The sequence below is a fragment of the Streptomyces sp. NPDC002520 genome (genome assembly GCF_053595235.1).
In genome coordinates, this window is record NZ_JBSFXG010000052.1 from 1 (window position 1) to 12,432 (window position 12,432).

The 12,432-nt window shown below is 69.7% G+C and carries 1 protein-coding gene (only partly in view); it reads left to right on the top strand.

Going from position 1 to position 12,432, the window contains the following annotated elements:
• Positions 1-9: 9 nt before the first annotated feature.
• Positions 10-12,432: the 5' end (the start) of a hypothetical protein gene (locus tag ACWD5D_RS40695; RefSeq protein WP_451377795.1), read on the top strand. 26,118 nt of this gene lie beyond the right edge of the window; the window shows 12,423 of its 38,541 coding nt (coding positions 1-12,423); its start codon is at positions 10-12; its stop codon lies off the right edge, out of view.

A 12,432-nucleotide genomic window follows, 5' to 3' on the forward strand; every position in this document is an offset into this window, starting at 1 on the left:
ATCGGTCACATGGCGGCGCCCAAGTTCGCGTCCGGTCTGCTGGGGCAGTTGGCGATCGGTGCTGCGGCGGGCGTGGGGTCGACCGTGCTGACCGACTTCGCCGAGGGCGGCGCCAACGACGGCATGACGGTCGGGCTGGGCACGGCATCGGGTGCGATCGGCAATCTCCACGGGCGGGGCTGGAAGGGGAAGGCATCTCACGGGCACGCCCCCGACATCAACACGCACTTCGACCTCCCGAAGGCACCCGAGTTCGACGGCACCTTCACCGACACCCCCGGTGTGCCGTTCGCGGACGAGGGTTCCTGGACGTTCCACCGTGAACAGGACGGCACCGGGCAGCACCAGGGCCAGGTCCACGACGGTGCCTGGCTCCGTCGGCGATGGGGAACCAGCGATCCCACCGGGGGTTCAGGCAGGGCGTCCGACACGGCGGACCGCATCCCCGAACAGAACGCCGAGCAGGTCGGGCTGGATGCGACCGCGACGCCCTGGGCGGCTGCCGCCAGCTCGTACCTGCCCCCCGACGTCATCGCCCGCGCCCGCGAGCACGTCGCCCAGCAGTACGGCCGCTTCCCTTCCGAAGCCCCCCGCAGCCCCGAGGAGATCACCACCGACCTCACACGTCAGGCCGCCGTCGAAAGCGTCGTCCAGCACCTCGCCGGACGCTTCGACTCCGACTGGGGCACCTGGGCCCGCACCCCCTTTGAGTCCACCGAGACCGCGGCCACCGACGCCCGCGCTCATGCCCTGTCCACTTCCGGGACGGCCGGCCGCGTTCACCGCACCGCCTGGCAGGCCCTCGAACCGGGCATCCGCACCCAGGCCGAAAACGCCGTCGCCCGCACCGAGCCCTCCACGCTACGACACGACCCCGTCGGTCTCACCGAGCGGCTCACCCGCCAGGCCGACATCCTGTGGACGCGCAATCAGCAGCAGGTCCACGACCTCCTGGACACCACCGCCCGCGGCGACATGCGGCACATGGAGGCCCAGCGGGCCAAGGAAGCGGCGATCCGGCCAGTCGTGCAGCAGGTGGCTGAGGCCTCCCGCGGCTCCTGGCGCAACGCCCTCACCGGTCCAAGCGGCCTGGGACGGGACTTCGCCCGTACCTTCGAACTCACCGCGAACGGCCCCCGCGTGCACGGCGCCGACATGGCCGTGCAGCGCACCGCGGCGATCGCCCTCGCGGGCAGTGTGCACAGCCGCCTCGACCAATGGGCTGACGCCCAGTTCGAGGCGCCGGCACCCGACCAGGCCCGGCGTGCCACCGGCATCGTCGCCGACGCCGTCACCCCGGAGGCCGCGCAACACCAAGTCGCCCTCGCTGTCGCCCGCAACACCGACGCCCAGCAGGCAATGGACCAGGCCCGCCAAGCCGTCACCCGCCACATCAGCACCACCGGCATCCCTCTGACCCAGGAAGCCCGCCAGCGCGTCATCGACGACCACGTGGGCCGCGTCACCGACCTCTTCGACCGCACCTTCACCCGCGCACCGGCCGACGGCACAGGCGCCCGCCCAGGCAGCCTCGACCCGCGCCTGCCCGCCTGGACCACCCGCCGCGCCGCTCTCTCCGGCGAACTCCCGGCCCTCATCGCACGCCATACGTCCGACCAGTCCGCCACCGAGACCAGGGCCGCGACCGCCATCGAAGCCCGCTCCCCGGCCATGGCCACGGAAGCCCGCTCCCCGGCCATGGCCACGGAAGCCCGCCCCCCGGCCACGGCCGACGGCGCCGCCCCGGTGAGGCCCGCCGCGCAGTCCGACGGCCCGCCCCCTCCACCCGGGGACCGGCCCCCCGCCTCGCAAGCCGACCGGAACACCCCGGTCCGCGACGCCACGTCCATACCGGGCGAACCCCCGCACCGCGACGACCTCCCGCGTGAGGCCCCGGCCACCGAGCCGGCCGCCCGCACCTCCGGCACCGACGCCCCCGCTCGCGCCCGCTCGGCCGCCGACACTGCCGACGCCGCCGATGACGAACCGGTGATGTCGCCGCAGCAGGCTCAGGCACGCCGTGCGGAGAAGTCCCCTGAACGCCCGCAGTCCGACGAGCCCTTCGTTTCATGGGCCGACGACTACTGGCGCACGCAGGTCGCCGAGGCACACCGCCGCCTCGCCGTCGGCAGCGCCTCCGAGCGCGCCGACGTCTACTCCCGCGCCATCTACCTCGTCGCCGACAGCACCGGGCACGACTCCGCCGGGCTCAGGGAGACCTTCGAGCGGGACGAAGTTCTCACCGAGCCCCTTGAGAGCATGCTGCACCTGGTCGCGGACGAATACCGCATCCACGGCGAGGGCGCGGCCCGGGATCTGGCCGCCGACCTGCGCGAGCGCTTCGACGCCCACGTACCTGACGGGCAGGTTCACTCCTCCGGACCGGAGACAACTCGTCCCGGCGCCCCGTCCGCCGACGCACCGGAACCCGAGAGAGCTTCTGCCCGCCGGCCCCGGTCGACCGGTTCCGACCGACCGCTGCCCGACCGGACCTCGCCGAGCGCCGAGGCCGAAGCGGACCTGGAGTCGAGGGCTTCCAAGGAACTCGAAGGCTGGGGCACGGAACGCCTCACGCACGAGAAGTTCGTCGCTGCCCACGAGGCTGCCCGCGCGAGGCATCCGTACTGGGACAGGATCGGCCCCAAGGAGAAGGGGACACTGATCGCCGTCGAAGCTCTCGGAGCAGACTCGGGAATGCGGGGCGGCAGCCGCCTCTCACGTACACCCGACGGGGGTTCGGACGACGATTCCTTCGGTGTCTTCCCGCCGCCCGAGTCCCTTGCCGGGCTCAGCCAGGATGACTGGCAAGACAGCCTGGCACGGCTCAACAGTATGCCCCAGGACCAGTTTGAAGCCCTTGCGGAGCAGGTCTTCGCAGACGTATCCGTCCCTGGGAATATCCCGGTCGGTGCCGTCGGTGCCGTCGGTGCCGTCGGTGACGCGCGGGTCGACTCCACAGGTGATGTCCCGGACGACTCCGCTGGTGATGTCCCCGAGGACGGACTCGATGAGGACTTCGAGCACGGATTGTTCGGCGCTTCCCCGTTGCCCGAGCCCGTTTCCCTCGCACTGCCCGGCCCGCTGAGCGAGCCGCCGGCCGACAGGCAGTCACCGCACGGGCGGACTGATGACGGCGACGACGGCATGGACGTCGACGGTACGGACGCTGTCGGCCATGACGGGGACTTCCTCCTGGAGGCATTCGGGCGCTCTCCGGCGCCCGAGGTGTCTGATGGTCCGAGGCCTTTCGACAACGAACACCTGGACCCGCCCGCGCCGGAACCTTCCGAGCTGCCCGCTCTGCTCGACAAAGCACAACTTGTGGAGCTGCGTGGGGGACTTTCCCATTGGGACATCGCCCGGCCTCTCGGTACAGGAGAGGAGACTGTCGCCGAGTGGGAGTCGGGGGCGACGTCCCCCCAGGGGTACCAGGCGGTGGGTTACCGGGCGGTGCTGGCTCTGCTGGGGCGGTTGCGTGGGTTCGAAGGGGTTGGGCCTCGGGGGGAGTGGATCACCGCTGTTCTCGCGCACCCGGGCGTGCAGAACGTCCTCAACGCAGTTGCCTACGTTGACAGCGGCCGCAAACTGCATGAGATCATCACCCGCCTTCACCAGCGACACCACCTGGGTCTGCCTGCGCCGGAACCTTCCGAGCTGCCCGCTCTGCTCAACAACGAACAACTTGTGGAACTGCGTGGGAGGATTTCCCAGCGGGACATCGCCCTGGCTATTGGTGCCCGACGGATGTATGTCGAAAAGTGGGAGTTGGGGAGGCCCCCCAAAGAGCATTACGGGGTGCGCTACCGGGCGGTGCTGGCTCTGCTGGGGCGATTGCGCGGGTTCGAAGGGGTTGGGCGTCGGGGGGAGTGGATCACCGCTGTTCTCGCGCACCCGGGCGTGCAGAATGTCCTCCGCGATGAGGCCCGCGACGGCAGCGGCCGCAAACTCCACGAGGTCATCACCCAGCTCCATGTGCTTGACGTGACGGTGTCGGCGGCTGAGCGCGTGGGGTTCTCGGCGATCGAGGTGCCGGGTGACGGGGACTCCTTGTTCTCGTCTCTGTTTCTGCTGACGGGGCCGGGGCAGGCTGTGGATTCCGTGCACGGTCTGCGTCGTGCGCTGGCTGATTTCTTCCATGAGTACAGCGGCTTCTTCTGGGACGAGGGGGAAGAGCATCTTCTCCACGGTTACGCTGAACACCAGGCTGATGAACAGGGTCCGGGTGGGTTCAGGAGTCAGGAACAGCGCACCCTGTGGGTGAACGAGTACGTGGAGGTGCTCAGAGGTCGAAACGATGTCCGTGCCGTAGTGACCGCTTGGTTCCGGGGCGTCCTGATGACGCCGGGACACTACGACGGTGCCGTGGGCGAGATGGCCCCCCTCATCGCGGCCCACTACTTCGAGAGGCCGCTGGAGGTCCTGCGCGCGGAGAACGGCCTGTTCCAGCGCTTTGATTTCGAGGATGCCGCTGACGCCGCCCCTCTGCATCTCGTGCGCGGTGACGCACGGGGGCATTGGATGCCACTTGTCCGCTCACAGCGGTCATTTGCACCGGGCCCCGGTTCCGCCGGACCCTCCGCCGCCGCGGCGCGGGAGGGCGGGGCGGCCGTCCCGCGGGACGAGTTGCCGGCCGACGTGGGACCGGGGACGGTCGAGCACGCATTCCTCATCCTCAAGCAGCATATGCGTGTGCCGGTGATCATCGGTACCGATGCCGAGTCGGTTGCCGCCCGCCTGCCGTATCAGCAAGCGCTGGAAGAGGTGGCGCGCGCGTTGCACGCCGGCGAGCGCCCGGACGTCGACGCGGCCCACAGGGCCGCCGCCCGTGCGCTGCGGGAGATCCCGGGCGCCACACCTGCCGACCACAGCACGGGAGCGCTGGGGGGAGAGGGTCGGCCCGGTCTGCGGGGCGGCAGCCGTCCTTCGCGCACACCCGACGGGAGCCGGGGCGGTGAATCGCTCGGTGTCTTCCCACCGGCCGAGCCCGATGCCGGGCTCGGCGAGGTCAGCCCCGATCTGCTCGCCGAGGTCAACCGCGGTCTGCGGGACCTTGGCTGGCCGTACGGCCCGGTGGACGCGTCCACGGTCTCCGCGCAGCACGAAAGACTGGCACCTCTTCTGACCGGACGCCACCAGCGCGCACTGGCCCAGGAGATCGCGGGTGCCATTGCCAACGGAGGTGAGCCGTTGCGACTGCGCGGTGGCGCCGTGGGCATAGAGGTCGAACTCCAGCATCCCCTCGAGTGGTACGCGGACAGTACTTGGGGCGACGGGGAGCCGCCCCCGTACGGGACACTGCTGGCCGGGCACGTCTCCGGCGTCCAGATCACGGTTGACCACCGCACCTTCTGGACCGTGCGGAACGACGACGAGCGGCTGTACGCGACGCCGGAGCAGGCCGCACTGGACGGCTACCGCGAGCACGAACTCGTCAAAGTGCGATTCCCCATTCCCGAGGTCAGGACCGCGCCGACCGCCGTCCTGCCGGGCGAGCACCGCATCTCTCCGGAACGGACACGTGCCGTGCTGCACGAGATCCGGCAGGCGTTGGCGGAGACCAGCGAGACGGGGGAGTCCGAGTCGCTGCAGGATCTGCTCCAGGGCCGGCACGGCTGGACGGTCTCGCCCCATGGAGCCGATGCCCTCGTGAACCCCGGCCCCAGGGACGCGGAGCCGTTGGCCTACACCCAGTTCACCGTCGGCGTGCCCGCGACAGGACTGCTTCCGCTGCTTCAGTTGGCGCATCGGCACCAGGCCGAAACCCAGCCCGGACTGCAGCCGGTATTTGCCGCGGGAAACAGTTTCGCCGAGAAGGTCGCCGCGCGCTTCACCAGCGGCATCGTCGGCACTGAGGTCAGGACCCGCCACATGCCTTACCTGGCCGGCCTGCCTGAGGTGGCGGAAATACACGGCTATGCCTGGCTGGTCTTCGAGCACGTCACCGCCACCCCCATGTGGATGCGCTACTCGCGCCGCCTGCTGAAGAACATGCTGTCCGTGGCCTCCCGCAACACGTTGGCGGACGTGCGGAGCACGCTGAGCGCCCCGGTGATCTCCTTCCTGGAAAACGAAAGGGGCTTCATCACAGAGACGTTGCGCGCTGAGGCGGTGAGGCTGGTCCAGGACAACCCGCCGGAATTCGGAGACAGCCCCAACGTGGCCGGGCTGCTGGGGGAGTCGTTGAGTGAAACGACCCCGTACACGGTCCGTGACTACCTCGACACAGCATTGCTGGGCCGAACCCGCGACGGTCACGGAATCAGTCAGGATACCGCCGTCGGTATGGATGACTTCCCCCTGGACGTTCATCGCGGCCGTCCGCTCGCGCTGATGGAGATGCGGCACCTCGGGTACACAGGCAGGTCTATGACATCGGCGCAGGTCGACCGTGCCTTCAATACTCTCGCGGACATCGCGCAGCAGGCGTTTTCGCAGACGCCCACATCCCACGACCCGTCTCAAGGCCTGGCACGAGTCAGGCAGGACATCACCCGCGTCCTCAACCACCCCGACGTCGAGGGGACGGCCGCTCTGCTGGCACAGGCCGTCAAGCTGACGGAGCCCACGGGGGCGGCGCTGCTGTCCCTGTCCGAGGCCCGTGAACTGGGCGTGTGGCTTGCCTCGTCCCAGCAGGGCGGCACACCCCACCGACTTGCCGAACCCGCGCTTGCCAACCTGATCCAGCGCACCCGGGAACACCTGCGCCAGGCGCCCGGCGATGAATCCCCTCAGCTGCGTCAGGCCCTCCGGCAGGCTGAAGCCGTGCGCCGCGACATGGAAACGCGCGCTGCCACACAGCAGTTCGCTCAGTTGGGTGTCACCGGTCAGGCCTCAGGACGGGCGCGTCGGCCGAGTTATCCAGAGGTGGATCCGGGGACACTTGCCACCTGGCAGGGCAGGTTCGACACTGCCCGTACGACGATCAAGGCCCTGCCACAGAGCCGCCAGCGGGACCTGTGGATGCGTGCTGCCGGCATTGTGGCGCGCGACCATCGCGACTCGCCCATCGAACCGGTCACCGCCGACGAGAGGGCGAACCGCTACTACGGGCTCTACCGCAACATGGTGTACGCGGTGGCCCACGAGTTGCACCGGAACGAGGGCAGCCTGCGTGCGGAGGAACTGTCGCTGCGGCTGCGGCGGGCATTCGGCACGCAACGCCGTGAGGGTCTCCCCGCAGGCGGGGCGCCTGTCAGGCCTGCCGAGTCCGACGGGCCTGTCGCGTCGACATCCGCGCGGACACTGGATTTTGAGCACGGCGACGCTCTTCACCTCGGCACGGACGAAGTCCCCGGCAGTCAGGATCGGGAAGACCTCGCGTCGCGCGGCGACGGACCGAAGGACAGAGCAGCCGAGGACGACGTCCGGAGGAACGTCGAGGACGGTGACGGCGGCTCGGCCGTCGGTCTGCCCGAACACCGGGTCGACGCGGAGGCCGGCGACACCGCCGGGTCCGGGCCGGAGATCGTGCCGCCGGTCTCCGACGAGTTCTCGGCCGAGGTGGGGCCGGAGACGGCCGAGCTGGCAGCCCTCATCCTTCAGCAGCATGTGCGTGTGCCGCTGATCATCGGTACCGACGCCGAGTCGGTCGCCGCCCGCCTGCCGTACCAGCGGGCGCTGGAAGAGGTGGCGCGCGCACTGCACGCCGGTGGGGGCGAACCCGACGTCGACGCGGCCCACGAGGTCGCCACCAAGGCACTGCTGGAGATCCCGGGCGCCACACCTGCCAGTCACAGCATGGGGCTGTCCGGCGGCGCGAAGAAGAAGCCGTCCCGGCAGCAGTCCGGCAACGGTCCCGACACGGCGGCGTCCTCATCTGCCGGGCCGAGCCGCCCCCCGCGGACCCAGGCCGTCCGGGTCGGCCAGGATGCCGGCTCCGCCGCCGAAGGACACGAGGGTGGCGGCATCCTGCAGGCCACGCCGAGGGGATCACTTCGCCAGATCGTGGAACAGCGGCTGCCGAGCCGGCTGGTCGACCGCAACGCCGTGGCGAATGCTGCGGTCCTGGTGCTCGAGCAACTGCCGAGCCTGCCCGAGCCAGGGCAGGACGCAGTAGTGCGGACCGTGGTGAACGTGTTCAAAGTCCCTGGCCCGCTGCAGGAACAGTTGGTGCAACACCCGGACGTGCTCTACGCGGTTTCGCAGCAGACCCGTCTGTACACGCTGCTGAGCCACGACCCGCAGCTGGTCGCACGTCTGGACGCTCGCCCTGGTGTCCTGGCCGCACTCGTCTCCGCGCATCCGCAGTGGTACGACACGCAGCGTTTCGAGACGGAAAAGGACGTCGCGGGCATCCTGAACCGTGCCGAAGTGCTCGATGAGCTGGAGGCCGGACCGGATCTGCGAGATCTGATCTTCGTACGTTCCTTGAACCTGTTGCGGAATCTCGATGGCCGACTGGATATCGTGCGCGACATCCAGGCCATCGGGCGCGATGTCGCGTACATAGCCTCGGCCGCCCCGAACTTCGGTGGTGCCGTGCGTTCCCTTGGCCGGGAACAAGCGCGCGAGCTGCTGTGGCAACTGGGAGCCGAGGCAGGCCTCACCTCGGCCCTGATCACCCGAGCGTTCCGCTCGGCCTCGCACGAGAATTTCACCGCCGAGAACTTCCGGACCGTGCTGACGGACACCCGGCTGCGCTCCGTACTTCGGGCCTTCCCCGAGCAGATGCAAGTGGCTCTCACCTCAGGGCGGACTCTCACATTGGTGACTGCCAACCCGGTCGTGCTGAAGGTGCTCAGCGCCGCCCCAAGGCTCACCGAGGTCCTGGAGACCGCACCGGCCCTCGCCGAGCGGCTTCTGAGACACCAGAAGGCGATGGAGGTGGCCGTCCGTAACCAGGAGGTCGCGGCTGCCCTGTCCTACGACCCGACGTGCTACGACACCGTGTCCGACCAGGCGCTGGAAAAGGCGCTCGTCAACGAGGGCGGCCCGGAGCAACGCCGTACATGGCGCCCCGTCCCCCAGGGGCAACAGAACGTCAACGAACTGCCCATGGGACCGCTACTGGCTCGACTGCGGGGAACCTCGCCCGCGTGGAATGCGGTCCTCGCGGACATGCCCACCGTCAAGAGGCTGCTGGGGCCGGAAGGTAAACTCCGACTCCCCGTTCTCCGGCTGCTGGCCCGCAACGAAACGGCCGGGTGGGAGCCGCATCACATACGGGGCGTGCTGGACCTGCCGCCGGATGTCTTGCTGCCCGACAACGACGAAGCGGCGAAGACCGTCCTTGTGGCCGCCGCACGCCATATCTCCTTGTACTACCTTTTCAGGTCCACAGGTATGAAGCTTTACCAGGAGATGATCAACCACCGGGCAGCAACCGATGTTTGGTTCGGAGAGCTGCTGTATCGCGCACCGGCGATGAGTTCCCTTGCCCTCCAGGACCCGCGCGCCCTCTACCAATTGTCCCCTGACCGCCTGGTTCAGGATCCGTGGACCGCGGCAGCAGTGGTTCAGTCCGGGACCCTGGTAGGGAAACTGGCGACCGCGAACTCTGCGGTGGGCGAGGCGGTACGGGCCAGCGGTGGAGTCCTGTCCGCGCTGATGTACCGCCATTGGAAGGGGCTGACACGGGATCTGACGGATCCGCAGTGGGAGGCCGTGGCACACAGCGTGAAGGCGCATCCCGACCTGCTGCGTGCTCTCATGCCCGCCTTCGGTGAGCTCTCGTCCGCGCATTGGAAGCGGCTGCTAACCGATGGTCCCCTGTTCGGGCTGCTGGCCGAACGGCTGACGAGTGACACCCCCACCGCTCGGGTACTGCTGCGGCGACCCGACGTGTTGGGTGAGGCGATCGCGCGCCCCCGCTTCGCAGAGGAATGGACAAAACGGGAGCGGGAGTTCGACGCGCTGGCCAGGCGTGAGCAGACCGGTGATTCCACTGAGGCTTTCGCCCGTGCCGTGGTGGAGACAGGCCCTGCACTGCTGAGTACGGACGGATTCGTCCTGAACCCGGAGCACACTGCGGTCGTCGACCGGCTGCGGCCCTTTCTGGAGAGCCGGACGCCTCCCATGGTCGTTGGGGAGGCGCTGGCCGCCTCCGGCTCGCCGCTTGGTGAGGGCATCCTGGAGGAGTACGGCGCCGTGCTCGACACGGATGAGCTGCGTCAGGCGGTGCTTGACCGCCCCTACCTGGCCGAGCCATTGTTCTTCACGCCTGATCTGCGGGCGTTGCTGCAGATCAGGCCGTCTCTTCTCGATGCTGTCAGGCGTTCCCCGGAGGAGTTGCACAAGCTTTTGTCGGATCTCCGTCTGCCCGGACTGCTGGCCCGCGAGGACCGGGTGTTCGACATTTATGCCCGCAGCTCGGATGACTTCCATTCCGCACTCAACACCGAAATAGAGCCGGTTCTGCGGAATCCCGACTATGCGGCCGCCTACGAGCGGATGTGGTCGGAGCGCATGCTGATGCGTAGCGACAACCTCCCGGTGGCGAAGTTGGTGGAGGTCAGTCCGGCGCTGTCGCGGGCTGTCGCCGCTGACCCCACGATCGTGCCGGTGCTGGGCCGGTCGGATGAGCTGTTGGTCGCGCTGCGCGGGGCGGGTGAGTCGGTGATCCAGGCCATCACCGCCGTGCCGGGAAGGCTGCGGGGTGCCGTAGAAGATCCTGCGTCGGTTGATGCCGTGGCCGGCGTGCCGGGGCTGGCCGACATCCTCACCCAGCGCCGTGAGGTCGCGGCGGACGCGGCACAGTGGCGCGAGCTGACGAGCAGCACCCTTGTACGGGAGCAGCTGGTTGAGTACCCGGAGCTTGCGGGTACCGTGCTGACGTCCGCGGTGCTGCCCGTGGCCCTGCGTGCCCCGGCGTTGGTGACGGCGCTGGCGCACACCCCGCCGGAGGTGCGCGCGCGGCTGACGTCACCGGCCGTGCTGCGCCTGATCGGCCAGCATCCCGGCCTGGCGGACGACCTGGCCGCCCCGGAGCAGGGCAAGGGCCTGCGAGCCGCCCTGGTCGGCCTGCGTGCACTGCCCGGCATCCTTGCCGACAGACCGGATCTGCTCCAGACGCTGCGGACCAAGCCCGACGTGCTCGTGGCGCTCCGCGTCAACCGGGCTCTGCTCGATGAGGCCGTCGCCGACCGGAGCCCGGTGTGGACGGTCGTCGAAAGCCACCCCGAACTCGCCAGGGCCCTGAACTCCCGGCTGCGCGGGGCACTGCACCACCGTCCCGAGGCGGCCCAGGCCTTGGCGGAGCATGCGGGGCCGTTCGACCCGGAGCTGCTTGCGCGGGCCCTGCGCCGGCCGGGTGTCGTGTCGCTCATGGCCGCACACCGCGACCTGGCCACCGCTCTGCTGTCCCGACCGTCGTGGCAGCGGCGCGCTGTCGGCGACCCGAACTTCACCGCTGGGTTGAACCGGCTTGCGGCGCTGGCCCCGCAGCGACGGGCCGACCTCCTGGCCGGCGAGGACACCGAGCTGTGGGCCCAGATCACCCCGCAGACGGCCGCCGCGACAGCAGCGGTGCCGACTGCGGCGGACACCGGTGGCCGCCGTGGAGAGTCTCCTGGGCCGCACCTGGGATCCGCCGCCGAGCCGCGCCCGGCCGCCGCACCCGGGCCGCGGCCGGGCCGGTCTGCGCTGCCGTCCGAGGTGGCTGATCTGTTGACCGGGCCGCACGGTGTGCGGGTTGCCGGCCAGATCGCAGCTCATCCGGAGTTGCTGTCCCTGTTGGAGGCCGTCCCGCTGCTCGCCGAGGAGATCGGCGAGCACCCGGACCGCTTGTCCGCCTACGCGGCCCGCCCGTTCTTCGAGCAGCACGCGCCGCAGCCGGACGCGATCGGCCCGGCAGGCGACGCGGACGCCGACGAGCGGCACTTTGGGACCGCCGCCTTTGACCGGCACTTCGCGGCCTTCCTCGAGTCGGTGGACATCTTCCCCGGAGAACACTTTCAGGCGGTGCGCGCCGCGGCAGGGCACGCCTGGCACCAGGTCGTCACCACTCGCCAGGACGCCCTCGCGGCGATTCACGCGGAGCGGGCGCGGCGTTTCGGCCGGTTCCGCCCCAACGACGAATCGACCTGGGATCTTTCGGGCCGGGTGCACTTCGCCCGGGTGGGCCCGCAGGACTTCACGGACGAGCAGCACGCGGTGCTGAAGCGGGCCGCGCGAGGCGAGGGCGTCCGTGAGGCGACCGGCGTTCGCCAGGCGCACATGCCTCTGCATGCCCACCTGGACGGGGGAAGCGGCGGGGCCGCCTTCTTCTACACCCTGGCCGAGGACGGCGAGGTGGACCTGGTGGTGTTCGCGTGTAGCGACACCCGCTCCAGCGACAACAAGTATCGCTGGACTGGCAGTTCGCAGTACGTCTCGGGGCCCCCGAAGCTGGAGACCGTGGCGAACCATCCTCTCCTCACCGCGTCACGGGCCCTGGTCGACCGAGTGCGCACCGGAGCCGGGGTCCCGGCGCCGGACGGCGGCCGGACGGCCGGC